Below are 23,506 nucleotides of genomic sequence, written 5' to 3'. Positions count from 1 at the left end.
TTCCGCTCCTGCTATGCTTAAGGGTACTCGTACCCTTAAGCAGGAGTGGAACCATGCAATACAACACGTTAGGAAAAACAGATCTTAAGGTTTCCCGTCTTTGTCTGGGCTGTATGACCTTTGGCGAACCGGACCGGGGCAATCACGCCTGGACCCTGCCAGAAGAGAGCAGCCGACTCATCATCAAGCACGCCCTTGAGGGCGGCATCAACTTTTTCGATACCGCGAACAGCTACTCTGACGGCAGCAGCGAAGAGATCGTTGGCCGGGCGCTGAAAGATTTCGCCTACCGCGAAGAGGTGGTGGTCGCCACCAAGGTCTACCATCAGGTAGGCGATCTGCCGGAAGGGCTCTCTCGCCCGCAGATCCTGCGCTCGATTGATGACAGCCTGCGCCGACTCGGCATGGAGTATGTTGACCTGCTGCAGATCCACCGCTGGGACTATAACACCCCTATCGAAGAGACGCTGGAAGCACTGAATGACGTGGTAAAGGCCGGTAAGGCCCGCTACATCGGCGCGTCGTCTATGCACGCCTCGCAGTTCGCCGAGGCGCTGAAGCTTCAGGAACAGAATGGCTGGGCGCGCTTTGTCACCATGCAGAATCACTACAATCTTATCTACCGTGAGGAAGAGCGCGAGATGCTGCCGCTCTGCTATCAGGAGGGCGTGGCGGTGATCCCATGGAGCCCGCTGGCGCGCGGTCGTCTGACGCGCCCATGGGGAGAAACCACGGCTCGCTCAGTATCGGATGAGTTCGGTAAAACGCTCTATAACGAGAGCGATGCCGGGGATGCACAGATTGCCGAGCGGCTGGCGGCAATTGCAGAAGATACCGGGGCGACCCGGGCGCAGGTGGCCATTGCCTGGCTGCTGAGCAAGCCCGGCGTGGCCGCCCCGATCATCGGTGCATCCCGGGAAGAGCAGCTTGAGGAGCTGATCCAGGCGGTAGAGTTAACCCTGACGCCAGAGCAGATTGCCGAGCTGGAGACGCCGTATAAGCAGCATCCGGTCGTCGGATTCAAATAAGGGTAAGCATCCGGCCCACTATGGGCCGGATAAAAGCGGATCAAATAATACCAATCGGCCAGTGATGGCCAATCAGGTAGAGGATCCCCGCCGCCACAATCCCGGCGACGATATCATCAACAATAATCCCCATCCCGCCGTGCACGTTGCGGTCGAACCAGCGGATCGGCCAGGGCTTCCACATATCAAAGATACGGAACAGCACAAACCCGGCGGCCACCCACTGCCAGTCGTTAGTGGGTAGCGCCATCAGGGTGATCCACATCCCGATAAACTCATCCCATACGATGCTGCCGTGGTCGTGCACCCCCATATCCTTTGCCGTCTGGTGACACAGGTAGACGCCAATACAGATAGAGAGCATCACCACCATGGAGTAGAGCTGCCACGGCAGGAAGGTCATCAGATACCAGAACGGGATCGCCGCCAGCGAGCCCATCGTGCCTGGCACCACCGGACTCAGGCCGCTGCCAAATCCGGTGGCCAGCAGGTGCCACGGGTTACGCAAGTTCAGGCGGCTTTTAGCGATATCTTTAGTGCGCGGCAAAATGGTCATATCCTTTCCAGTCAAAAGTCACAGCCCTGCCCTCGCGGGTAAAGCTGATGCCGTCGATATCGGCGCTCATCCGCCCGATGCAGGTGTACGGAATGCCAAGCTGACCAATCGCCACCTCCAGCGCGCCGCGATTCAACTCGGGCACGGTGAAGCAGAGTTCGTAATCCTCGCCGCCGCCCAGCGCCCAGCGCAGGGCCTGGTCTGGATCCACATGGCGACGCAGGGCATCCGAATAGGGCAGCATGTCAACGTCGATCATCGCCCCGCACTCGCTGGCCTGCAAAATATGCCCCAGGTCGGAGATCAGCCCGTCGGAGAGATCGATAGCGGAATTCGCCAGATCGCGCAGCGCCTGGCCGTGCAAAATACGCGGCGTTGGGCGCAGATGGCGTTTGACCAGCCAGTCGGCATCGTTGGGATCGTTTACCTGCAAACGATCCTGCAGGATCGCCAGCCCGGCGGCGCTGTCTCCTGGCGTGCCGGTGACGTAGATCCAGTCTCCGGGCTTCGCGCCAGAGCGTTTCAGCGCCCGGCCCGCCGGAACGTAGCCGTGAATACCCAGCGTCATGGAGAGCGGCCCGCGCGTCGTGTCGCCGCCGATCAGCTGCATGTCGTAGTAGCTAAGCTGCTCAAACAGGCTGTCGCTGAACGCTTTCAGCCAGGGCTCGTCGACCTCTGGCAGGGTCAGCGCAAGGGTCAGCCACGCCGGGTCAGCGCCCATCGCCGCCAGATCGCTCAGGTTTACCGCCAGCGCCTTGTAAGCCAGGTCGGCAGGATCGATATCCGGGAGAAAATGAATGCCCGATACCAGCGTATCGGTACTGATTGCCAGGGTCTGTTTTTCCGGCACATTCAGCAGCGCGCAGTCATCGCCAATGCCGGTTTCGACATCCAGGCGCGCGCGTCTGACGCGGTTAAAGTAACGGGCAATAAGGGAGAATTCGCCGCATGCCATACGTTATGCCTCAGCAGAATAAATGAGTAAGGCCGGGGCGAAGCGGCAACTGCGCTCCGCCGTACCGGCCTTGAGGTTACTTTTTGTGGGGGCGGATCGCGGGTGCGGCTTTATCCAGCACGCCATTCACAAACTTGTGGCTGTCTTCTGCACCAAACGTTTTTGCCAGCTCGATAGCTTCGTTGATGGCAACCTTGTAGGGCACGTCATCACGTTTGGAGAGTTCGAACAGCGCGATACGCAGTACCGCTTTCTCAACCTGGCCCAGCTCTTCAAGCAGGCGGGACAGATAGGGCTTCATCAGGCCGTCGAGATATGCGCTGTTAGTCGCCACCCCGGACAGCAGCTCGCGGAAGTAAGCGATGTCAACGTCTTTGACATCCTGTTCCGCCAGGAACTGGTATTCAACATCGGCGATGTCGTTCTGGGACAACTGCCAGGAGTAAAGCGCCTGAACGGCACACTCACGGGCGCGGCGACGAGCAGCAGGTTTCACGGAATTCCCCTTACAAAAATCAGCCTTGAATGGCTTTCAATACATTAATCATTTCAAGCGCGGTCAGTGCTGCTTCAGCACCCTTGTTACCCGCTTTCGTGCCAGCGCGTTCGATGGCTTGTTCAATACTTTCAGTGGTGAGCACACCAAAGGCTACCGGAATGGCGCTCTCCTGAGCCACGTGCGCCAGGCCGTTGCTTGCGCCGCCCGCGACGTATTCGAAGTGTGCCGTACCGCCACGGATCACCGTGCCGAGCGCAATAATCGCATCGTATTTACCGGTTTTTGCCAGCGCACCCGCCGCCAGAGGCAGCTCATAAGCACCTGGAACCCAAACAACGGTGATGTTTTCATCTTTAACCTGGCCGATACGCTTCAGGGCGTCGATAGCACCTTCCAGCAGGCTGTCGTTGATGAAGTTGTTGAAACGCGCAATGGTGATGGCGACGCGAGCGTCCGGGGCAGCAACAGTAGCTTCAATAATGTTCATAAACTTACCTTAGGGTTCTCATATAGCCCCCGCAGGGGGGCGGATTTTATCATACTATTTTACGCACTGCTTCCCTTTTACGAGCGCACTACGCGGGGATCAGATGCAGGCACAGATCCGGGCCTACCTGACGTATTTCAGTGAACTTGAGCTGCGGCGCGGCCGCCAGGCTCTCAAGCCCTGGCAGAACGCAGAGGCCGCGCGCCTCGCTGCCTAATAGCTTCGGTGCCAGATAGACAATCAGCTCGTCCACCAGCCCGGCCTGCAGCAGCGCGCCCGCCATCTGCGCGCCCGCCTCTACCCAGATGCTGTTAATCTGCTGACGTCCCAGCAGCATCATCATTGAGACCAGATCGAGATGGCCGTTATGTTCAGGCACCAGAATGTGGCGCACGCCGTCCGGCCACTGGTGCTCGTCGGCGCGGGTACGGGCAAACCAGGTTTCACCCGGCTGCTGAACAAGACGATGCGCAGGCGTCACACGGTTCTGGCTGTCGACGACGATGCGCACCGGCTGGCGCAGATCCGCCTGGGCATAGCGCGCCTGGGAGTCGGCACCCAGCTCGTCCCAGCGAACGGTCAGAGCCGGATCGTCCGCCAGCACCGTGGCGCTGCTGGTTAATATCGCGTGGCTCTCGGCGCGCAGACGCTGAACGTCCCGGCGCGCCTCGGGCGAAGTGATCCACTGGCTCTCGCCGTTCGCCATCGCCGTGCGCCCGTCCAGCGACGCGCCGAGCTTAAGTTGAATATAGGGGAAGCCGGTACGCATGCGCTTGAGGAAGCCGCGGTTAAGTCGCTCCGCCTCGCTCATCATCAGACCGTGGCTGACCTCGATTCCCTCCTGGGCGAGACGGTACAGCCCTCGCCCCGCCACCTGCGGGTTGGGATCCTGCATCGCTGCGACCACGCGGGCGACGCCAGCGTTAATCAACGCCTCGCAGCACGGTGGTGTCCGGCCATGATGGCTGCATGGCTCCAGCGTCACGTAGGCGGTGGCACCGCGGGCACGCTCCCCCGCCATGCGCAGGGCGTGCACCTCGGCATGCGGCTCGCCGGCACGGAAGTGGAACCCTTCCCCGACGATTTCGCCCTCTTTCACAATGACACAGCCCACGTTTGGATTAGGATGGGTAGTGTAGCGCCCGCGCTGTGCCAGCTTCAGCGCACGGGCCATGTACATTTCGTCCTGCTTGTCGTCCTGCTTATCATCCAGCATTAGCCTAGTCCTGTAAGCGGGCGATCTCTTCGCCGAATTCGCGGATATCTTCAAAGCTGCGGTAGACGGAGGCAAAGCGGATATAGGCTACTTTATCGAGCTTCTTGAGCTGCTCCATCACCAGGTTGCCAATCATCTTGCTGGGGATCTCGCGTTCCCCCGTGGCCCGCAGCTGGGATTTGATATGGTTAAGGGCCATCTCAACGTCGTCAGCGCTGACCGGGCGTTTCTCCAGCGCTTTAAGCATGCCGCTGCGTAATTTGTCTTCGTTAAACGGCTCGCGGACCTCGTTGCTTTTCACCACGCGCGGCATCACCAGCTCTGCCACTTCGAAGGTCGTAAAACGCTCGTTGCACACCAGGCACTGGCGGCGACGACGAACGGAGGAGCCTTCGCCCACCAGGCGAGAGTCAATTACTTTGGTATCCACGGCGAAACAGAATGGGCAATGCATACGGCGTCCTGAAGATAAAATTAACTGAAATCTATTTTAACCTGATATGCCGCGACAACAAAGGCATCAGCACTTTTGGGATAAAGGATCGATGCGAAGCGTGTCACCATAAAACCTTTAACAGTTATGGAGTAAGCCACGATCATGCAAAACGAAGCCCGAGAGCTTGATGACCTTATCTGTAACTATTTTGGTCATGATTATGACTTAATCGATGACAGCGAAGCGCTTTTACCCAAAATTGAGGCGTACAACAGACAATCTGGGAAAGCTATGCAGCTGGCTCTGCTTGAGGACGTCGAGGAATTCCTGTCATTTGGAGAGCAATTAAACAGCATCTTTCATATCAGGTATGACGATTATTTCGATCCTTCACTCTGGGGCACGACTCCTCGTGACTTCTTGCTTCTGGTCAGGGACCAAGTGAAGTACGCTCTTCAAGGATGTGAAAAAAGAAGATGAAAAAGGCCACAGGTCTATTATTTACAGCGTTTATCTCACTGTACTCGATTGATTCAATGGCAAAAACAGCAAAAATAGACGATAGTAAAGACGTTAGTGAATGTATTAAAAAATTCAAAAACGAAAATATAGAGTGCCTGGACGACGTACTACACAACTCTGAGGAGCAGCTTAACAATGCTTACCTCTCTAAACTCACTAAAATTAAAAAAACGTCCCCAGATGAATGGTGGATGGGTGATGAGCAGCAAAAAAAGGAAGTCATCGACTCATTCATTGCAAATCAGAAAAAATGGATTGAATACAGAGATAGCTATTGCGGGGTTGCTTTATGGTCCTATCAAAACTCTGACCATCTCGGTGAGGCACAAACAAGCTGCGAGATAAACATGAATAAAAGACGTTTAGAGGAGATCGACTTAATTCAGATCCCGTCCGAAACGGAAAGTGAAACCCCATAGCCTCCGACGCACCTCAAACCCACCGCGATTTCCTGCCGAACCTCTACTTCCAGACAGGAAATCGGACATTTTGCTCGTTCCAGCCTAAAATCTCCTTACTAGCAATAACTCGTTTAAGGAAACCGTTATCATGACAAGACGTTATCTGAAGCTCGCCCTGCTGGGGAGTCTGTTTACCCTTAGCGCCTGCGCCCAGCAGAGCGAGGTGCGCCAGCTGCATCAGAGCGTGAGCACGCTCAACAAAGAGATGAGCAAGCTTAATCAGGAGACGGTGAAGATCACCCAGCAGAACAGCCTGAACGCCAGGTCTGAGAGCGGCGTCTACCTGCTGCCGGGAGCCAATACCCCGGCGCGCCTGAAGAGCCAGCTCGGTACGCTGCGTATGTCGCTGAAGGATATCGCCCCCAACGCCGGCGGCACGCGCCTGACGCTGCTCATCCAGGGTGAATCGAACACCCCGCTGCCGGCCTTTAGCGGCACGGTTGAGTGGGGACAGATTCAGGGTACCACCGAAAATCCGCAGGAAGTTAATGTTCAGAACCAGCTGATCAGCGCCCCGGCCAGCACCCTCGCGCCGAGCGACGTCAGCGTCCCGCTACAGCTCAACGGCATCACCCCCGAGCAGCTTGGCTTTATCCGCATTCATGATATTCAGCCAGCCAATATGTAGTAGCGTCATACTCCGTTACTTTCTGTAAGGGCGCAGCGTCGCCCTTTTGCCTCGTTCACACCTTTTTACCTCCTCTTACAAACCTCAAATATTGGCAATGCCGCAGATTGCCAGTACAATCGCCCCGTTTTATCTACGCAAACGTGAACGCAATCGATTACGTAGATGATGGATATGTGAAACAACACATATTTTTGTGAGCAAGGAAACTTATAATAGGCCCGCAGAAATACGAAACATTTTGAAAAGCATCAACAGCGTTCTTTCGATCCCGTCAGGGACTTCAATCAGTGGCATACATATGAAAAAAACTTTACTCGTCGCCGGTGCGGCACTTGCGCTCTCCTCCACCTTCGCCGTTAATGCGGCCGAAACCAGCAACAGCGAATTCGTCTCCGACTGGTGGCATCAGAGCGTTAACGTGGTAGGCAGCTACCATACCCGTTTCGGACCCACTATCCGTAACGATACCTACCTGGAGTACGAAGCGTTCGCCAAGAAAGATTGGTTCGACTTCTATGGCTACATGGATGCGCCAGTCTTCTTCGGTGGCAACAGCACCGCGAAGGGTATCTGGAACCACGGCTCCCCGCTGTTTATGGAGATTGAACCGCGCTTCTCTATCGACAAGCTGACCGATACCAGCCTGGCATTTGGTCCGTTCAAAGAGTGGTACTTCGCGAACAACTACATCTACGATATGGGCCGTAACGAAGCGGGTCGTCAGAGCACCTGGTACATGGGTCTGGGTACGGATATCGATACCGGCCTGCCGATGAGCCTCTCCCTGAACGTCTATGCCAAATACCAGTGGCAGAACTACGAAGCGGCGAACGAGAACGAGTGGGATGGCTACCGCTTCAAGGTGAAATACTTTGTGCCAATCACCCAGCTGTGGGGCGGCCAGCTGAGCTATATCGGCTTCACCAACTTTGACTGGGGTTCCGATCTGGGCGACAAAGATTTCCGCGATCTGAACGGTATGCAGGCCCGTACCAACGACTCTATCGCCTCCAGCCATATTCTGGCCCTGAACTACGATCACTGGCACTACTCGGTGGTGGCGCGTTACTGGCACAACGGAGGTCAGTGGAACGACGATGCGAGCCTGAACTTCGGCAGCGGCAACTTCAACGTCCGCTCTACCGGCTGGGGTGGTTACCTGGTAGCAGGTTACAACTTCTAACCTGTACGGATCCGCCCGGTGGCGCTGCGCTTACCGGGCCTGGGCTCCAAATGTAGGCCGGGTAAGGCGAAGCCGCCACCCGGCTTTTTACTGCTTCACTTTTCGCAAAAAATCCGTCAGCGATCTGTCTGCACTTTCGCTGAATCGTCTCTCCATCAGCGCAAGGTTAAGACACCTGTCGAGCCGGAAACAGCGGTAGTCATCGCGCCGTTCGCACCACGCAGCCAGCAGCCAGTGCTCCCCCCAGAAGAACAGACCAAGCGGCTGCACCTCACGGCAGGAGAGCTGCCCTGCCTCATCACGATAATGTAGCCTCAGCACGTGCTGAGTAGAAATAGCCTGATGGATCACGTCAAAGCCACTGCGCGAATGGGGCTGAAGCGCAATATCCGGCGCATAGATACGCGTCTGCTCTGCCTTGCGTCTGCTCTCCTCCGGCAGTATAGCCAGCACCTTCTCCTGAGCCGATTCTAGCTCGCGAGATAACGACTCTCCGCCCCAGGTTTTGAGCAGGCGAATCGCCACCATCAGCGCCTCGGACTCTTTGTTGGTCAGCATCAGCGGTGGCAGGTCAAACCCTGACATCAACCGGTATCCACTTCCCGCCTCGCCCTCTACCGGCACGCCAGAAAGCGACAGGTCGCGGATATCGCGATAAACCGTGCGCTCGGACACGGCCAGCCTGTCCGCCAGATGCGCTGCCGTTGTCAGACGTCTTCCTCGCAGGATTTGCACAATCTGAAACAAACGGTCAGCGCGTCGGGTCATGTTCTTCTCAGCTCTTAAGCGGGTTGATGGAGGCCGACACGATTACCTTCACTGTCGGTAAACAAGGCGATAGTACCAATACCGTTTGGCAGCGCCAGCGGGCCAAATACACACTCACCGCCCGCCGAGGCGACTCTATCGAGCGTGGCCGCCAGACTGTCAGTGTGCAGGTAAATAATAGCGCCCTGCTGCGAGGGTATAATACCGTCAAACTTAGCCAGCGCGCCGCCGGTTGCCGGGTCTTCATGCGGGAAAATGGCCAGCTCTGCGACATCCATTTTCTCGCGTTTGAGCGCAACCTGCATCACTGGCTCATAAAATTTGATGGCGCGCTCCATATCAGCAACCGGGATCTCAAACCAGTTAATTACGCTTTTCATACTTCCTCCTGCCTGTTGTTTGGGTTCGGAAAGAGTCTACGACAGGGCTCCTGACAGCATACTGTCAGGAGTGTTTGTCAGGAGCGGGCAAAAAAAATCCCGGTCAATTGACCGGGACTTCGATAACGCTAAATACGTTGTATTACGGCAGAATTGACGGCTGATCCGCCCCCTCTTTCTCTACCTTCTGCTGCAGCAGATGTTCACGCTTCATCCCAAGCTTCAGCGCCAGTGCCGAAGCCACGTAGATGGACGATGCCGTACCGATGGAAACACCGATCAGCATGGTCAGCGAGAAGCCCTGCAGCATTGCGCCACCGAAGAGGTAGAGCATCAGGATCACCACTAAGGTGGTGCCTGAGGTGATCAAGGTACGGTGCAGCGTCTGGGTGAGCGACACGTTAAAGATCTCGTAAGGCGTCCCGCGACGGATTTTGCGGAAGTTCTCACGAATACGGTCGGAAACCACGATGCTGTCGTTCAGCGAGTAGCCGATAACGGACATCAACGATGCCACGATGGTCAGATCCACTTCGATCTGGAACAGCGACAGCACGCCCATGGTAATGATCACGTCGTGCGCCAGTGCGATAACCACCCCCGCCGCCAGACGCCACTCAAAGCGGAAGCCGACGTAAACCAGGATGGAGATCAGCGCTACCAGCAGCGCCATTGCACCGTTCTGTGCCAGATCGGCACCGACGCTTGGCCCCACGAACTCGATGCGTTTTACCGCCGCGTTCTGGTGGGTGGCCTCGTTAATGACGCTCACCACTTTGCTGCCCAGCGCCTGACCACCGGTTGCCCCTTCGGCAGGCGGCATGCGCACCATCACGTCACGGCTGCTGCCGAAGTTCTGCAACAGCGGATCTTCAAAACCGGCTTTCTGCAGCGCGTCACGCATCATGTCCATATCGGCCGGCTTTTCCAGCGAGATTTCAATGACCGTACCGCCGGTGAAGTCGAGACCCCAGTTAAAGCCGCGCACGCCGATAATGATAATCGACAGGATCAGCAGAAGTCCGGAGATGCCGAAAGCCCAGTAATCCCAGCGCATAAAGTCATAGACTTTACGCCCGTGGTTCAATTGTTCAACAGTATATTCCTGTGCCACAACGCACTCCTCAGATAGACAGCTTGTTGATGCGTTTGCCGCCGTACAACAGGTTTACGATGGCACGTGTACCGACGATGGCGGTAAACATTGACGTCGCCACACCGATACCGGTAGTAATCGCAAAGCCTTTAATTGCCCCGGTGCCTACGGCATACAGGATGATGACCTTGATAAGCGTCGTGACGTTAGCATCAAAGATGGAGCTAAACGCGCCTTTGTACCCTTCGTCGATCGCCTGCTGAACCGAACGGCCGTTGCTCAACTCTTCTTTGATACGTTCGTTGATCAGCACGTTGGCATCCACCGCCACCGCAAGGGTTAAGACGATCCCCGCGATACCCGGCATGGTCAGGGTTGCCCCCGGCAGCAGAGACATCACGCCGACGATCAGCACCAGGTTGGCAATGAGCGCAGAGGTGGCGATCAAACCAAACTTCTTATAGAAGAAGATCATGAAGATGATGGAGGCAGCGAGGCCCGCCAGACACGCTTCCAGACCCTGCTGAATGTTCTGCATCCCCAGGGTTGGGCCAATGGTGCGCTCTTCAACGATCTGGATCGGGGCAATCAGCGCACCTGCACGCAGCAGCAGCGAGAGCTGACGCGCTTCGTTCGGGTTGTTGATGCCGGTGATGCGGAAGCTGTTGCCGAGGCGAGACTGGATGTTGGCGATGTTAATCACCTCTTCCTGCTTCACCAGCACGGCACGACCGTTGGCATCTTTCTTACCGCTGTCCTTGTACTCCACAAACAGGGTCGCCATCGGCTTGCCGATGTTGTCCTTGGTGAAGTTAGACATGATGTTACCACCAGCGCTATCCAGCGAGATGTTAACCTGCGGCTGATTGTACTCATCCTGGCTGGAGGTGGAGTCGGTGATGTGATCCCCGGTCAGAATAACGCGTTTGTACAGCACAACCGGCTGCCCTTCGCGCATCTGCTTCACTTCCGAGTCGCCCGGCACGCGGCCTGATGCAGCTGCGGAGCTGTCCGCGTTGGTATTAACCAGACGGAACTCCAGCGTGGCGGTCGCGCCCAGAATCTCTTTCGCGCGCGCGGTGTCCTGAATACCCGGCAGCTCGACGACGATACGGTCAGCGCCCTGACGCTGCACCAGCGGCTCAGCAACGCCCAGCTGGTTAACACGGTTGCGCAGAATGTTGATGTTCTGCTGCACCGCGTACTCGCGGGCTTCGCTCAGGCGTGCATCGGTCATTACCGCACGCAGCGCGTTGCCGCCCTGGGTGTTGATAACCAGATCGCGGTGGCGCGGAGTCAGATAAGAGATGGCTGCGTCACGTGCCGCGCTGTCGCGGAACACGATGCTCATGCCGTAGTTATCTTCTTTACGCACGTTGGTGTAGGCAATGCCCTTCTCGCGCAGATCGCTGCGCAGGCTGTCCATGTTCTGCTCCTGGAGCTTGCCGAGCGCGGTGTCCATATCCACTTCCATCAGGAAGTGCACGCCACCACGCAGGTCGAGGCCGAGTTTCATCGGCTCCGCTTTCAGCATAGAGAGCCAGCGCGGGGTAGCGGGAGCAAGGTTCAGCGCCACAACGTACTTATCGCCCAATACGCTCATCATCGCCTCACGGGCGCGCAGCTGCGTATCGGTGGAGTCAAAGCGGGCAAGGATCGCACCCTCTTCCAGTGCCACAGACTTAGCGGTGATTTTTTGTTCTTGTAAAGTATTCTGGACCTGGATCAGCGTTTGCTCACTGGCGGCGACGCCGCGCGCGCCAGTGATTTGAACAGCCGGATCCTCACCATACAGGTTGGGAAGTGCGTAAAGCAGGCCGACGACAATGACGACGACCAGCATAATGTACTTCCACAAAGGATAACGGTTTAACACGGCAGTTCCCTTTGGGAAAACAGTAGATTACAGCGCCTTCATGGTGCCTTTCGGCAGAACGGCAGCTACGAAGTCACGTTTGATAACCACTTCAGTGGTGTCGTTCAGCGCGATAGCAATGTAGCCGGTTTCCGCTACTTTGGTTACGCGGCCAACCAGACCACCGTTAGTCAGCACTTCATCACCTTTGGCGATGGAGTCCATCAGCTTTTTGTGCTCTTTGGTGCGTTTCTGCTGCGGGCGCAGGATCATGAAGTAGAAGATCAGACCGAAGACAACCAGCATCAGGATCAGAGACATCGGGCTACCCTGCGCCGGTGCACCTGTTGCCGCTACAGCATCAGAAATAAAAAAGCTCATTTAAATTCCCTCATTATTAAAATTAATCAACGTTCAAAGGTGGAACCGGTCGACCCTGACGTTCATAGAAATCGGTCACGAAGCTCTCTAATTTACCCTCTTCGATAGCCTTACGTAAACCAGCCATTAAGCGCTGATAGTGACGCAGGTTATGAATGGTATTGAGGCGCGCGCCCAATATTTCGTTGCAACGATCAAGATGATGCAAGTAAGCGAGCGAATAATTGCGACACGTATAGCAATCACACTCTTCATCCAGCGGACCCGTATCGCTTTTGTACTTCGCATTACGGATTTTTACGACGCCGTTCGTGACAAACAGGTGACCGTTACGCGCGTTACGCGTTGGCATGACGCAGTCGAACATATCGATGCCGCGACGCACGCCCTCGACCAGATCCTCCGGCTTCCCTACGCCCATCAGGTAACGTGGTTTATCTGCCGGGATCTGCGGGCAGACATGCTCCAGGATGCGGTGCATATCTTCCTTCGGCTCACCCACAGCCAAACCGCCGACAGCGTAGCCATCAAAGCCAATCTCTACCAGACCCTTGACTGAGATATCGCGTAAATCTTCGTAAACGCTGCCCTGGATAATCCCGAACAGCGCGTTTTTGTTGCCCAGCGAGTCGAAGCGATCGCGGCTGCGCTGCGCCCAGCGCAGGGACATCTCCATTGAGCGCTTGGCGTAGTCCCAGTCGGCGGGGTACGGCGTGCACTCGTCGAAGATCATCACGATGTCGGATCCGAGATCGTACTGGATCTCCATCGATTTTTCCGGATCGAGGAAGATCGGATCGCCGTTGATCGGGTTGCGGAAGTGCACGCCCGCTTCGGTGATTTTACGGATATCGCCGAGGCTAAAGACCTGGAAGCCGCCGGAGTCGGTAAGAATCGGCCCTTTCCACTGCATAAAGTCGTGCAGATCGCCGTGCAGCTTCATGATCTCCTGGCCAGGACGCAGCCAGAGGTGGAAGGTGTTACCGAGGAGGATCTGTGCGCCGGTGGCTTCAACCTCTTCCGGGGTCATGCCTTTTACCGTGCCGTAGGTACCCACGGGCATAAAAGCAGGCGTCTCAACAACGCCACGATCGAACACCAGGCGGCCGCGACGCGCGCGACCGTCGGTGGTATCAAGTTCAAATTTCACTTAACTCTCCAGCATCAGAAAAACAGTCTGACGTTTAAACCGGTGTCGCGGACTTATTCCCCGACACGCTCATGAATAGCGGAAGGATTGTACGTGATAAACATCGCGTCGCCGTAGCTAAAAAAGCGATATTTCTCTTCTACGGCAGCGTGATAGGCATTCATCGTATGCTGATACCCCGCAAATGCCGACACCAGCATAATCAGCGTCGACTCCGGCAGGTGGAAGTTGGTCACCAGCGCGTCGATCACCTTGTACTGATAGCCCGGGTAGATAAAGATCTGCGTATCGCCAAAGAAAGGTTCGATAAGATCGCTCTTCGCCGCCTGGGCCGCGCTCTCCAGCGAGCGTACGGAGGTTGTTCCCACGGCGATCACGCGATTGCCGCGCGCTTTGGCGGCCAGCACGGCGTCAACCACCTCCTGCGGCACTTCGGCATACTCCGAGTGCATGATGTGGTCTTCAATGCTGTCGACGCGTACCGGCTGGAAGGTCCCCGCGCCTACGTGCAGGGTGACAAAGGCCTGCTCAATGCCCTTCTCGCGCAGCGCGGCCAGCAGCGGCTCGTCGAAGTGCAGGCCCGCCGTCGGGGCGGCAACCGCACCTGGCTTTTCGCTGTAGACGGTCTGGTACAGCTCCCGGTCGGCGTCTTCATCCGGACGGTCGATATAGGGCGGCAGCGGCATATGGCCGATGGCGTTGAGGATATCCAGCACCGGGCGCGCATCGTTAAACTCCACCTCAAACAGCGCATCGTGACGCGCTACCATGGTGGCCTGGATGCTCTCATCGTCACCCAGCAGCAGCTCTGCCCCCGGCTTCGGCGCTTTAGAGGCGCGAATATGTGCCAGAATACGTTTATCATCGAGCATACGTTCGACCAGCACTTCAATCTTACCGCCGCTGGCTTTACGGCCAAACAGGCGGGCCGGGATGACGCGAGTGTTGTTAAAGACCAGCAGATCGCCCGGGTTGAGCTTATCGAGCAGATCGGTGAAAGTACCATGCGTCAGCGCCCCCGTCGGCCCGTCAAGCGACAGCAAACGACAGCTGCTACGCTCAGGCTGCGGATAGTGGGCAATCAGGGATTCAGGTAGTTCAAAGGAAAAATCGGCAACACGCATGACGCTAACTCAAGACATAATTAAGAGGCGGGTAGTCTAGTGCCGGGGCGTGCTCCCTGCAACCGTTACCCGCCTGTGGATAAAGAATAGACGATGAATTTTCTTGCTCATTTACACCTGGCTTACCTCGCAGAGAGTTCTTTGCCAGGTAATTTGCTCGCCGATTTCGTGCGCGGTAACCCCGACGGCACCTACGCTAACGAGGTGGTAGAGGGCATTCGTATGCACCGCCGCGTGGATGTCCTCACCGACGGGCTGCCGGAGGTCCGCGAGGCCAAGGCATGGTTTCGTGCAGAGACCCGCCGCGTCGCGCCCATTACGCTGGACGTCATGTGGGATCACTTCCTCTCCCGCCACTGGGCGCAGATCTCTCCCGAGCAGCCGCTGCCGGCGTTTGTCCGCTACGCCCGCGCGCAGGTAGCGACCATTCTGCCGGAATCGCCGCCGCAGTTTGTTAACCTCAATAACTACCTGTGGTCGGAAAACTGGCTGGAGCGCTATGGCGAGATGGCGTTTATCCAGCGGGTGCTAAACGGTATGGCAAATCGCCGTCCCCGCCTCGACGCCCTGCGTGACTCCTGGCACGATCTGGATGCCCACTATCCGGCGCTGGAGAAGCTGTTCTGGCAGTTCTATCCGCGCATGATGGATCAGGCGCAAAATAAGCAGCTTTAAGCATTGCGTTCTCTTTACGCCCTTTTATACTGGCCGCGTTGCGCTAAATAACCTGATTATTAAAAGGAGATTTAATATGGTTCTGGTCACGCGTCCGGCCCCGGACTTTACCGCCGCAGCGGTATTAGGCAGCGGTGAAATCGTTGAGAAGTTTAACTTCAAACAGCACACCGCAGGCAAAGCCACCGTTCTCTTCTTCTGGCCGATGGACTTTACCTTCGTCTGCCCGTCTGAGCTGATCGCTTTCGATAAACGCTACGAAGAGTTCCAGCAGCGCGGCGTCGAAGTGGTTGGCGTCTCATTTGACTCTGAATTTGTCCACAACGCCTGGCGTAATACCCCAGTCGAAAAAGGCGGTATCGGCCCGGTGAAGTACGCCATGGTGGCGGATATCAAACGCGAAGTGCAGAAAGCCTACGGCATTGAGCATCCGGATGAGGGCGTCGCCCTGCGTGGATCCTTCCTGATCGATAAAGCGGGCATCGTGCGCCATCAGGTAGTGAACGATCTGCCTTTAGGCCGTAATATCGACGAAATGCTGCGTATGGTTGACGCATTACAGTTCCACGAAGAGCACGGCGAAGTGTGCCCTGCCCAGTGGGAAAAAGGTAAAGAGGGGATGAACGCCTCTCCGGACGGCGTAGCGAAGTTCCTCAGCGAACACCTCACCAGCCTGTAAGCCGTGTTGCCTGGTGGCGCTGCGCTTACCAGGCCTGCTATTGCTTCACAGACTCTCGGCCGGGCAAGGCGTCACTGCCGCCCGGCATTTTTATGCTGACTTCTGCCGCACTTCGCGCCAGATGCCCAGCCCCACCCAGATCAGCACCAGCACGCCCAGCACCAGCGCCGCCCACACCAGCATTCTCTTCCACTGGCTTTGCTGCAACGCCGGATCCACTGCCGTCAACCGTGCATCACCTCCCAGCACAATGCGATCCTCTACCAACGCGTACGGTATATCTGCGTTTGCCTGGCGCAGCGCGGCGGGTACCAGCATATCGACATCCATTGCCTGCGGTTGCGCGGCACCATTACCCCACGCCAGTAAAAACGGCCCTTTGCCCTGGGCGTTGAAGATCAGCGTCTGGCTGGCCCGCTCGCCGGTCACCTGGGCGATGCCATCCTCAAGCTGGCCGTTAACCGCCGTCACGCGGATCGCCTGCACCATCCCGCCGGTGGGCAGCGGCTCAGAGGTGTGACCGTTCAGTTGATAAATTACGCTTTTCGCCAGCGGCTGCCACGCGGCCTTTGCCTCGCTGCGGTACTCGATCGCCAGCGGCAGCACTCGCCCTTGCCGAGCTTCGATCACCACTGACACCAGCGGCTGTGGCTGTTGCCAGGAGAACTCCTGCACCGATGAAGAGACGGTTTTCGCCACCGCGTTTAGAGGGATATTTACCGCCGTATCGCTGTAAATTTGCTCTACTGCCGTCGCGCCGGTCAGCGTTGGCGCATGCGCGGCATCATTGAACACCACCAGAACATAACGCATCTCCGTCGGATAGAGTGAGGCAGTGAAATCCAGGGTATTCAGCAGCAGGCGGTCGCTGCCGGAGGTCAGATCCATCAGCGGCATATCGCGGCCATACAGCGTCCAGTTTTTCAGATCGCTGCTGACGTACACATCTGTCCGTGCCTGCCAGTTAGCAGGTACGGCGTTCCATGTCAGCTTCAGCTGCGACAGCGGAAATTCGTCTTTTTGCGTTTCAGGCAGGGTTAACAGGTAGCTTTTGCTCACCCTCTTTTTGCCTTCGCCATCAAGGCGGATTTCAATTCCGTCCTGCGAACGCAGCCACAGATTTTCTGACGCGGCACTATTATCCGGCACCGGTTCGAGGGCAAACAGGCGCAGCGGCAGCGTGCGCGGCGGCGTCTGTTTCTGCACCGCCGGGATCAGCGTAAAAGGCACCGTATGCCCCTGCTGATTGAAGACCCGCACATCGCGCAGATCGGGCGCAACGCTGTCAGTATAAATACGCTCCGGCAGCCTCACCTGATACAGCGGTGACGCTGCCGACGTCGCCAGCGCCGCGCCCCAGGCATAATCCTGCGGCGTTTCCGGGGTGGCGTCCTGGCTCCAGGCCGGCAGCGCCGCGCCGAGCAACGCACAAAAAAGTATCCGTCTGACGATCGTCATTATCCTTGTTCCTCGTTATGCGTCTGTTGTACCCGAGGCGGCAGCGGTGAGAAATAGCCTACGATCAGCACCAGTACCGCCACGCCGATAAAGGCAACCGCACGGGCCAGTCCGCCGCCGCCAGCGCTGTCTACCAGCATCAGTTTCACAATCACCACGCCAAGTAGCGCTGCGCCGCACAGCCATTCACGCCGCGATACCTGCCTGGCGGCACGCAGCATCACCAGCAGCGCCACCAGCATCCAGAACAGCGCGAAACAGGTCTGTACCAGCCGGGACGACCACAGCGCGCTTATCGACCAGTCGATCCCGCCATACCACGCAAGGCTGCGCAACAGCAGGCCGTTCAGCCACCAGAAGGCAAGCCCTGCCAGCAGCAGCGGCACACGTCTATGGATCTCACGTCCCTGCACGGGGAAATAGCGGGTGCACAACTGCGCCAGCGCGAGCAGCGCCATTAAGGCAAAGGCGGCACCCTCTTCCAGCGGATTAAGCAACGGCCGGTAGCCCTGCCCCATCACCACGCCATCATCGATATTGGTTAGCAGCAGCATCACCAGCAGGAAGAGGCCCATGGGGGCCAGCGCCAGCGTGCCGTACCACTGCGGCCAGACGCGTAGCGGCCACAACGAACGTTTCAGCCCGGCGCGCACCAGCAAGATCGTCGCTGCCGCCGACGTCATCGCCAGCCCCGCCTGCCACGGGAACGTGCCCCACGACAGCGTATCGATATACCACCACAGCTCTGCCGCGAGCGCGGTAACAATCATCCAGAACAGCGACAGATGCACTCCCTGCGAAAGATAAGGCACAGGCGGCGTGCGCTGTTGATGCAGCAGCCAGAACGCAGACGGTAGCGCAACACCCCAGGCGAGATTTTGCCAGCCAGCGCTGAAGATTGCGCCCTGGGCGGCGATCTGCCAGACCAGCGTCGCCAGCATCAAAGGCCACAGCAGCCAGACGCTATAGCTGAACGCGCGCCAGCGCAACCGTTGCGCGGCCCACCGCCAGCCATGGACGCTCAGGGCGGTGAGCGTCAGCAGGCCCGGCAGATCGTTCATCCACTGGCTTAAGGTCAGCGCCGACAGCCCGTGCAGGGCCAGCAGCCAGAAGATAATGCCGCCCGCCAGCAGGCCATAGCTGCCCTGCGTGTTGAGGCCGCGCCACAGCCAGGCGGCGGCGATCCACGTCAGGCTCAGCACCGCAAAAATCATCAGTTGCGACAGCGCTGGCAGCGTATCCTGCACCGCCCACAGCGCGCTGCCCACGGCCAGCAGCAGTAAACCGGTGCCGCTGTAGCTCATCCGCCGTTGCTGTTGCTGAACGCCAAGCCAGAGAATGCCCAGCCCTTCCAGCGCCCAGGCCATCGACGTCCAGCGCGCAGAAAGCGCCAGCGGGATCGCCAGCGTGACAAACGCCCCGCCCAACGCCAGCGCGGCCAGCACCAGCGGCCGCCCGAGTTCGGGTTTACGCCGCAGTACCAGCCACGCCAGCAGCAGATAAAACGCGCCAAACCCGAGCGCGGAAAACGCCGGGCCAAAGGTGAAATCCTGCGTGAGGACGTACTGCATGCCAAAACCGATCAGCGGCGGGGCGAACAGCAGCACACCGTCAATAATGCGTTGGCCGCTGCCCTGCGCGCGCAGCGACAGCGCGACGCTCAGTACGCCAAACAGCACGATATTGGCGATCAGGAACAGCTGGCAGCTGAGGTAAAACGCAGGCTGGTAGCTATAAAGTCCCCATACCCCACCGACGCCAAAGGTAAATAGCAGGCCAAGCAGATTAAGCACGCGCCAGTGCTGCCAGACGCTGATGGCGAGAATGCCGCAGGAGAGCAGCAGATAGAATGAAAACAGCCCGATATGGCTGCCGCCGCCGGTAGAGAGCAGCAGCGGCGCGAGATAACCACCGAGGCTGGCGAGCATGGCGAGACTTAAGGCGCGCTGCAATACCGCCAGCCCGACGCTTACCGCACAGATCAGCAGCAGCAAGGCAAACGCCAGCGTCATCGGCAGCATTTGCCAGAGGCGGAACGCGCCAAATACCGTGAGGTAGAGCACGCCAGTAGCACCGCCCTGCAAAATCAGCGCATACACCGGCTGTTTGTGGCGCAGTCGCCAGCCGAGCGCCAGCAGCACCACCGCCGCCAATGCTGCCACGCAGAGGCGCAGCTCCAGCGGGAACAGATCGCGCTCGACGGAATAGCGAAATAAAAACGCCAGCCCGAAGAACAGCAACAGAATGCCGAGTTTCGCCAGCGGGTTACCACGCATAAACCAGCTGACCAGCGAGGAGATCATGCCGCCGCGCGGTTCATCGGCCAGGGGAGTGCTGGTCGCCACCTCGGTGACGGCGACCGGCTCAGGCAACGCCGTTTGCGCAGCCCAGGGATCGACGATGGGGTGTTCTGCCGCAGGCACAATGACAGGAGCAGGTTCCGGCTCCGCTATCTCCTCAGACAACGGTTGCGGGGAAGGTGCACTCACCTGCCCCGCCAGCTGCTGCTCCAGCGCCGTCAACCGTTCACGCAATATGCCCAGTTCCCGCTGCGTATCGCTGCTTTTTCGCCATGCTCCGATCGCCAGCGCAGGGGCGACGATCAGGGCGAGAAAGAGAACAAGACCGGCAACCAGCAAAAGCTCATCCATGGTTTTACCTTCGGTTCGGTGATCACTCCCGAAAGGATATTACATTTCTTTTCAATACTGGTAAAAATGTTGCAACAGGGTCAGCGATTGCGCCAAAGCGTGGCGGAGACCGCCGGGAGCGACAGCACATTCTCCTCGATGGTGCCGGTGCCCACTTTACACTGCCAGGCAGGGACATCCAGCAGCGGCACATCGCTGAGTACCACCTCGCAGGCCGCGCCGCGGTTGATCGCCACCAGCACGCGTTCATGTTGGTAAACGCGCACAAACACCACCACATCGCCTTCCGCACTCACTACCTGACAGCCGCCGTAACGCAGCGCGCGGCTTTTCTTGCGCAGCGTCGCCATCTGCTGATAAAGCGCAAACAGCGTGGCATCCTGTTTATTCTTGTCCCAGGGGAAGGTCTTACGGCAGAAGGGATCGTTGTTGCCGTCCAGCCCCACCTCATCGCCGTAGTAGATGCAGGGCACGCCCGGCCAGGTAAAGAGCCAGACCACGCCCAGCGGCATCCGCTCCACCTGTTTACCCAGCAGGGAGATAAAGCGGGCGGTGTCGTGGCTGTCGAGCTGGTTAAACATGCGTAGCTGCTGCTGGTGCGACAGGCCAGCGCGGTAGTTGTTCATCCACGCCACGCAGGTTTGTGCATCGATATGCTGCGGATCGTAGGAGATGTCGGTATTGGCCAGAAAGCCCCATACCGGCACGGTAAAGCCCCGGTAGTTCATGGCAGCATCTTCGGCGTCGGCCTGCAGCCACTGGCGGGCGTCGCCAAAGTGCTCTCCGACGATATAGGCGTCTGGGTTAGTCTCTTTTGCCGCCTGGCTGATGCCGGTGACGTGCAGGAGATTGTTGCGCGCCCCGCCCGCCTCGCCCAGCATATGCACCACATCAAGCCGCCAGCCGTCCATGCTCCACGGGGCCTTCAGCCAGTGGCGTACAATGCTCTCCTCGCCCCGGTAGATTTCATCTACCAGAGAGGGATCCTGATAGTCCAGCTTCGGCAGGCTCGGATAGCCCAGCCAGTCCAGCGCCCGTCCGTCAGCGGAGAAGCTGTACCACGACCGCCAGGGGGATGCCGGGTTATGGCAGGCGCCGGTGGTGCCGCGATTGTGCCGATCAAACCAGGCGTGGGAGTCCCCGCTGTGGTTGAATACGCCGTCCAGCAGCAGGCGGACCCCCTCCCGGTGCGTATTCTCGCGCAGGCGCAGCAGCGCCCCATCGCCGCCGAACTGCGGATCGACGTGGCGATAATCTTCGGTATCGTATTTATGCACGCTGGGGGCGGTAAAGACCGGGTTCAGGTAGAGCGCGGTGACGCCCAGCTTTTTCAGATACGGCAGCTTTTCGCTGATGCCGTCGAGATCGCCGCCGTAGAAGGTCGAGCTGCCAGCATGGGCGGTAACCGGATCGTCCCAGTTGCGCAGCTCAATGTTCTGCCCGGCGGCGTGGTGATAATAGAGATTGTCCTGACTGGACTCGCGCGGCAGGCTGCGGGCAAAGCGGTCGATGAAAATCTGGTAGAAGACCTGATCGGCCACCCACTGCGGCCCGCTATCCGGTGCGTCAACCGCGAACTGCTCCAGCCGGGCGGGAGGAAAGCGGCTAAAGCCCTGCGGGGTAAACCAGATCTGGCGGTCGTCCCACAGCAGCTTAAAGCTATAGCGGCGGCGCGGCTGTCCGGTGGTTAAGTCAATCTCTCCCCGCCAGGCCGTAACGCCAGGCTTTGGCGCACTGCGCAGCGGATGCATGCGGATCGAGATCTCTTCGTTATCGTGTTCTGCGCGCAGGGTCACCCGCTGCGGTAGCGCATCTCCGGTCAGCCACAGGACAATCTGTAGTTTATCGTTGCTCTGTTTTACAAACGGCGCGACCGGAAGATGCCAGGCATTCAGCATAACTGCTCTCCTTTAGGTTAACCCTGCCAGAGAACAGTATGCGATGTGCAGGAGTTTACGCCACTGCTTTTCGCCGTTTAAACAGCCAGCCCACCAGCAGCAGGGCAATCCATGCAAAGCCGACGTACAGCGAGATGCGGGTCTCGGGGTGGTAGCCAATCAGGGCAATGATAAAGGCCAGGAACAGCACCCCGACAACCGTCGTAGGCACCCCGCCCGGCACCTTGAACTTCAGCGCCTTGACCTCTTCCGGCGACAGACGACGACGGAAAGCGATCTGCGACAGCAGGATCATAATCCATACCCACACCGTGGCAAAGGTCGCCAGGGAGGCGATCACCAGGAAGATATTCTCCGGCATGATGTAGTTCAGCCAGGCGGCAAACAGCAGCGCCACGGTCATCACCAGCACCGTCACCCACGGGATGCCCCGGCGAGAGGTTTTAGCGAACATCTGCGGGGCGCTGCCCTGCTCCGCCATGCCGTGCAGCATACGCCCGACGCCAAACACGTCGCTGTTAATGGCTGAAAGCGAGGCGGTCAACACCACAAAGTTAAGGATGCTGGCGGCAAAGGTGATCCCGAGATGCTGGAAGGTCAGCACGAACGGGCTGCCCTGGGTCCCCACCTGGTTCCATGGGTAGATCGACATGATGACAAACAGCGTGCCCACATAGAATACCAGGATACGCAGCGGGACAGAGTTGATAGCGCGCGGAATCGACTTCTCCGGCTCCTTGGCTTCACCGGCGGTGATGCCGATGATCTCAATGCCACCGTAGGCAAACATCACCATCTGTAACGCCATCACCGTGCCAAGCCAGCCGTTGCTAAAGAAGCCGCCGTTGCTCCACAGGTTGTGGATGCCGGTGGGCTGCCCGCCATTGCCGATGCCCCAGATGATGATACCGAAACCGGTAGCAATCATGATGATGATGGTGGCAACTTTGAAAAACGAGAACCAGAACTCCAGCTCACCGAAGACCCGGACGCTCATCAGGTTGACGGCGCAGATGATCATCACCACGCTCAGAACCCAGATCCAGTGCGGGACCGTGGGGAACCAGACGCTCATGTAGATACCAAAGGCGGTGACGTCGGCGATGGCAACAATCAGAATTTCAAAGCAGTAGGTCCAGCCGGTGATATAGCCTGCCAACGGCCCGAGGTTCTCCTGGGCGTAGCGCGAAAACGAGCTGGCCGACGGGTTATGCACCGACATCTCGCCGAGGGCGCGCATAATAATGTAGGCCGCCACGCCGCCAATGATATAGGCCAGCAGCACGCTGGGACCGGCCATCTTGATGGCGTCTGCCGAGCCATAAAACAGCCCGGTACCAATCGCCGAGCCGAGCGCCATAAAGCGGATGTGCCGGGTGCTTAATCCCCGCTTTAGTTTGTTCGTACTTTCCATCGT

The 23,506-nt window shown here is 58.0% G+C and carries 24 protein-coding genes; 7 read left to right on the top strand and 17 right to left on the bottom strand.

The genetic code is table 11. The annotated features are described in order from the left end of the window. Positions 1-53 precede the first annotated feature (53 nt). The gene (locus NR795_RS00545) at positions 54-1,028 is read left to right on the top strand and encodes an aldo/keto reductase (protein WP_144814453.1); all 975 of its coding nucleotides are present in this window, start codon (positions 54-56) and stop codon (positions 1,026-1,028) included. Between the two features lie 40 nt (positions 1,029-1,068). Here NR795_RS00545 and pgpA read toward each other — a convergent pair whose 3' ends face one another. The 6 genes from pgpA to nrdR form a co-directional block, all read right to left on the bottom strand. Further along, positions 1,069-1,584, bottom strand: a complete 516-nt coding sequence (gene pgpA, locus NR795_RS00540; RefSeq protein WP_144814456.1) for a phosphatidylglycerophosphatase A — start codon at positions 1,582-1,584, stop codon at positions 1,069-1,071. Then, a complete protein-coding gene (gene thiL / locus NR795_RS00535; protein ID WP_257756723.1) occupies positions 1,562-2,539 on the bottom strand; it encodes a thiamine-phosphate kinase in 978 nt (325 codons plus the stop codon). The genes pgpA and thiL overlap by 23 nt, the downstream gene beginning before the upstream one ends. Before the next feature lie 76 nt (positions 2,540-2,615). Then, entirely contained in the window at positions 2,616-3,035 is a 420-nt protein-coding gene (gene nusB, locus NR795_RS00530; protein WP_042391578.1) for a transcription antitermination factor NusB, read from the bottom strand. 19 nt (positions 3,036-3,054) lie between these two features. Beyond that, positions 3,055-3,525, bottom strand: coding sequence for a 6,7-dimethyl-8-ribityllumazine synthase (gene ribE / locus NR795_RS00525; protein WP_144814463.1), 471 nt, complete (start codon positions 3,523-3,525; stop codon positions 3,055-3,057). Between the two features lie 88 nt (positions 3,526-3,613). Further along, the gene (gene ribD, locus NR795_RS00520; RefSeq protein WP_257756722.1) at positions 3,614-4,741 is read right to left on the bottom strand and encodes a bifunctional diaminohydroxyphosphoribosylaminopyrimidine deaminase/5-amino-6-(5-phosphoribosylamino)uracil reductase RibD; all 1,128 of its coding nucleotides are present in this window, start codon (positions 4,739-4,741) and stop codon (positions 3,614-3,616) included. A 4-nt stretch (positions 4,742-4,745) separates the two neighbouring features. After that, entirely contained in the window at positions 4,746-5,195 is a 450-nt protein-coding gene (nrdR, locus tag NR795_RS00515; protein WP_103821628.1) for a transcriptional regulator NrdR, read from the bottom strand. Between the two features lie 144 nt (positions 5,196-5,339). Here nrdR and NR795_RS00510 point away from each other — a divergent pair, with 144 nt between their 5' ends. The 4 genes from NR795_RS00510 (at position 5,340) to NR795_RS00495 (ending at position 7,974) form a co-directional block, all read left to right on the top strand. After that, positions 5,340-5,657, top strand: a complete 318-nt coding sequence (locus tag NR795_RS00510; protein ID WP_257756720.1) for a contact-dependent growth inhibition system immunity protein — start codon at positions 5,340-5,342, stop codon at positions 5,655-5,657. Continuing rightward, on the top strand, positions 5,654-6,118 hold the full coding sequence (locus tag NR795_RS00505; protein WP_257756719.1) for a lysozyme inhibitor LprI family protein: 465 nt from the start codon (positions 5,654-5,656) through the stop codon (positions 6,116-6,118). Before NR795_RS00510 ends, NR795_RS00505 begins: the two co-directional genes overlap by 4 nt. Positions 6,119-6,248: 130 nt before the next feature. Continuing rightward, a complete protein-coding gene (locus NR795_RS00500) occupies positions 6,249-6,788 on the top strand; it encodes a DUF3251 domain-containing protein (protein ID WP_144814469.1) in 540 nt (179 codons plus the stop codon). Positions 6,789-7,089: 301 nt separating this feature from the next. Next, the gene (locus NR795_RS00495) at positions 7,090-7,974 is read left to right on the top strand and encodes a nucleoside-specific channel-forming protein Tsx (protein WP_144814472.1); all 885 of its coding nucleotides are present in this window, start codon (positions 7,090-7,092) and stop codon (positions 7,972-7,974) included. A gap of 87 nt (positions 7,975-8,061) precedes the next feature. Here NR795_RS00495 and NR795_RS00490 read toward each other — a convergent pair whose 3' ends face one another. The 7 genes from NR795_RS00490 to queA form a co-directional block, all read right to left on the bottom strand. Continuing rightward, complete coding sequence (locus NR795_RS00490) at positions 8,062-8,742, bottom strand: YafY family protein (protein WP_144814475.1); 681 nt, start codon at positions 8,740-8,742, stop codon at positions 8,062-8,064. 14 nt (positions 8,743-8,756) lie between these two features. Next, positions 8,757-9,122, bottom strand: a complete 366-nt coding sequence (locus NR795_RS00485) for a VOC family protein (protein ID WP_144814478.1) — start codon at positions 9,120-9,122, stop codon at positions 8,757-8,759. Positions 9,123-9,264: 142 nt separating this feature from the next. Beyond that, positions 9,265-10,236, bottom strand: a complete 972-nt coding sequence (gene secF, locus NR795_RS00480; protein WP_144814482.1) for a protein translocase subunit SecF — start codon at positions 10,234-10,236, stop codon at positions 9,265-9,267. Between the two features lie 10 nt (positions 10,237-10,246). Then, the gene (gene secD, locus NR795_RS00475) at positions 10,247-12,094 is read right to left on the bottom strand and encodes a protein translocase subunit SecD (protein ID WP_144814485.1); all 1,848 of its coding nucleotides are present in this window, start codon (positions 12,092-12,094) and stop codon (positions 10,247-10,249) included. 27 nt (positions 12,095-12,121) lie between these two features. After that, positions 12,122-12,454 (bottom strand): preprotein translocase subunit YajC, encoded by a 333-nt coding sequence (yajC, locus tag NR795_RS00470; protein ID WP_012904809.1) that lies wholly within the window; start codon positions 12,452-12,454, stop codon positions 12,122-12,124. Positions 12,455-12,476: 22 nt separating this feature from the next. Then, entirely contained in the window at positions 12,477-13,604 is a 1,128-nt protein-coding gene (tgt, locus tag NR795_RS00465; protein ID WP_144814488.1) for a tRNA guanosine(34) transglycosylase Tgt, read from the bottom strand. 53 nt (positions 13,605-13,657) lie between these two features. After that, a complete protein-coding gene (queA, locus tag NR795_RS00460; RefSeq protein WP_042391570.1) occupies positions 13,658-14,728 on the bottom strand; it encodes a tRNA preQ1(34) S-adenosylmethionine ribosyltransferase-isomerase QueA in 1,071 nt (356 codons plus the stop codon). A gap of 93 nt (positions 14,729-14,821) precedes the next feature. On the opposite strand from queA, the gene acpH reads away from it, so the two are divergent. Together acpH and NR795_RS00450 are read left to right on the top strand one after the other, a co-directional pair. After that, complete coding sequence (gene acpH / locus NR795_RS00455) at positions 14,822-15,403, top strand: ACP phosphodiesterase (protein WP_144814491.1); 582 nt, start codon at positions 14,822-14,824, stop codon at positions 15,401-15,403. A 76-nt stretch (positions 15,404-15,479) separates the two neighbouring features. Beyond that, positions 15,480-16,082 carry a peroxiredoxin C gene (locus tag NR795_RS00450; protein ID WP_042391568.1) on the top strand — a complete coding sequence of 201 codons (603 nt, stop codon included), beginning with the start codon at positions 15,480-15,482 and terminating at the stop codon, positions 16,080-16,082. 90 nt (positions 16,083-16,172) lie between these two features. Here NR795_RS00450 and NR795_RS00445 read toward each other — a convergent pair whose 3' ends face one another. The 4 genes from NR795_RS00445 to proY all read right to left on the bottom strand — a co-directional run bounded on the left by NR795_RS00445 (position 16,173) and on the right by proY (position 23,503). Then, entirely contained in the window at positions 16,173-17,540 is a 1,368-nt protein-coding gene (locus NR795_RS00445; RefSeq protein WP_257756716.1) for a DUF3999 domain-containing protein, read from the bottom strand. Further along, complete coding sequence (locus NR795_RS00440) at positions 17,540-20,191, bottom strand: DUF2339 domain-containing protein (RefSeq protein ID WP_257756715.1); 2,652 nt, start codon at positions 20,189-20,191, stop codon at positions 17,540-17,542. Before NR795_RS00440 ends, NR795_RS00445 begins: the two co-directional genes overlap by 1 nt. Positions 20,192-20,271: 80 nt before the next feature. After that, positions 20,272-22,089, bottom strand: coding sequence for a maltodextrin glucosidase (malZ, locus tag NR795_RS00435; RefSeq protein ID WP_257756714.1), 1,818 nt, complete (start codon positions 22,087-22,089; stop codon positions 20,272-20,274). Between the two features lie 55 nt (positions 22,090-22,144). Further along, on the bottom strand, positions 22,145-23,503 hold the full coding sequence (gene proY, locus NR795_RS00430) for a proline-specific permease ProY (protein WP_257756712.1): 1,359 nt from the start codon (positions 23,501-23,503) through the stop codon (positions 22,145-22,147). Between the last annotated feature and the right edge of the window lie 3 nt (positions 23,504-23,506).

This window comes from Pseudescherichia sp. L3, from assembly GCF_024656065.1.
In the GTDB taxonomy this organism is placed as follows: Bacteria; Pseudomonadota; Gammaproteobacteria; order Enterobacterales; family Enterobacteriaceae; genus Pseudescherichia.
Note: the sequence above shows the minus strand (reverse complement) of the source record. Positions and strands in the feature narration are given on the sequence as shown.

Excerpts from the sequence above, each read along its gene's own strand:
- NR795_RS00545 (WP_144814453.1), top strand. The coding sequence starts at position 54 with ATGCAATACAACACGTTAGGAAAAACAGATCTTAAGGTTTCCCGTCTT.
- pgpA (WP_144814456.1), bottom strand. The coding sequence starts at position 1,584 with ATGACCATTTTGCCGCGCACTAAAGATATCGCTAAAAGCCGCCTGAAC.
- thiL (WP_257756723.1), bottom strand. The coding sequence starts at position 2,539 with ATGGCATGCGGCGAATTCTCCCTTATTGCCCGTTACTTTAACCGCGTC.
- ribE (WP_144814463.1), bottom strand. The coding sequence starts at position 3,525 with ATGAACATTATTGAAGCTACTGTTGCTGCCCCGGACGCTCGCGTCGCC.
- ribD (WP_257756722.1), bottom strand. The coding sequence starts at position 4,741 with ATGCTGGATGATAAGCAGGACGACAAGCAGGACGAAATGTACATGGCC.
- nrdR (WP_103821628.1), bottom strand. The coding sequence starts at position 5,195 with ATGCATTGCCCATTCTGTTTCGCCGTGGATACCAAAGTAATTGACTCT.
- NR795_RS00510 (WP_257756720.1), top strand. The coding sequence starts at position 5,340 with ATGCAAAACGAAGCCCGAGAGCTTGATGACCTTATCTGTAACTATTTT.
- NR795_RS00505 (WP_257756719.1), top strand. The coding sequence starts at position 5,654 with ATGAAAAAGGCCACAGGTCTATTATTTACAGCGTTTATCTCACTGTAC.
- NR795_RS00500 (WP_144814469.1), top strand. The coding sequence starts at position 6,249 with ATGACAAGACGTTATCTGAAGCTCGCCCTGCTGGGGAGTCTGTTTACC.
- NR795_RS00495 (WP_144814472.1), top strand. The coding sequence starts at position 7,090 with ATGAAAAAAACTTTACTCGTCGCCGGTGCGGCACTTGCGCTCTCCTCC.
- NR795_RS00490 (WP_144814475.1), bottom strand. The coding sequence starts at position 8,742 with ATGACCCGACGCGCTGACCGTTTGTTTCAGATTGTGCAAATCCTGCGA.
- NR795_RS00485 (WP_144814478.1), bottom strand. The coding sequence starts at position 9,122 with ATGAAAAGCGTAATTAACTGGTTTGAGATCCCGGTTGCTGATATGGAG.
- yajC (WP_012904809.1), bottom strand. The coding sequence starts at position 12,454 with ATGAGCTTTTTTATTTCTGATGCTGTAGCGGCAACAGGTGCACCGGCG.
- queA (WP_042391570.1), bottom strand. The coding sequence starts at position 14,728 with ATGCGTGTTGCCGATTTTTCCTTTGAACTACCTGAATCCCTGATTGCC.
- acpH (WP_144814491.1), top strand. The coding sequence starts at position 14,822 with ATGAATTTTCTTGCTCATTTACACCTGGCTTACCTCGCAGAGAGTTCT.
- NR795_RS00450 (WP_042391568.1), top strand. The coding sequence starts at position 15,480 with ATGGTTCTGGTCACGCGTCCGGCCCCGGACTTTACCGCCGCAGCGGTA.
- NR795_RS00445 (WP_257756716.1), bottom strand. The coding sequence starts at position 17,540 with ATGACGATCGTCAGACGGATACTTTTTTGTGCGTTGCTCGGCGCGGCG.
- NR795_RS00440 (WP_257756715.1), bottom strand. The coding sequence starts at position 20,191 with ATGGATGAGCTTTTGCTGGTTGCCGGTCTTGTTCTCTTTCTCGCCCTG.
- malZ (WP_257756714.1), bottom strand. The coding sequence starts at position 22,089 with ATGCTGAATGCCTGGCATCTTCCGGTCGCGCCGTTTGTAAAACAGAGC.
- proY (WP_257756712.1), bottom strand. The coding sequence starts at position 23,503 with ATGGAAAGTACGAACAAACTAAAGCGGGGATTAAGCACCCGGCACATC.